The sequence below is a fragment of the Lactobacillus sp. M0403 genome, assembly GCF_016101265.1.
Classification (GTDB): domain Bacteria; phylum Bacillota; class Bacilli; order Lactobacillales; family Lactobacillaceae; genus Lactobacillus; species Lactobacillus apis.
Genome location: NZ_JACFQV010000019.1, coordinates 1 through 313 on the forward strand (window position 1 = coordinate 1; position 313 = coordinate 313).

Consider the following 313-nt stretch of genomic DNA (forward strand, 5'->3'; position numbering starts at 1 on the left):
ATTCAAGAAAGACAGAGCAAAAGGCAAATGCAGCAGCGGCTGGAGAAGACGCTAAGAATAACATTGATTTAGCTACAACTGGTGATGAACTAGAAAAGGCTTTCAATGATGGTGAAAAAGCAGTAGCAGCGGCTCATGTAATACTTGGACTAGATCAAATAAAGAGCGATGCTAAAGACGCAATTGATGACGAAGTAGCAGCCACTAAGGATAAAATTAATAAGGATACAGCATTAACAACTACTGACAAAGCTACCCAGATAGCAAACGCTGAAGCAGCAGGTGCTGCTGCTAAGGACAAGATCACTGCCGC

The 313-nt window shown here is 42.5% G+C and carries 1 protein-coding gene; it reads left to right on the forward strand.

What is annotated here, in order from left to right; genetic code table 11:
- A partial coding sequence (locus tag H3T48_RS08825) for a DUF1542 domain-containing protein (RefSeq protein WP_198189195.1) occupies positions 1-313 on the forward strand: 313 nt, incomplete at both ends.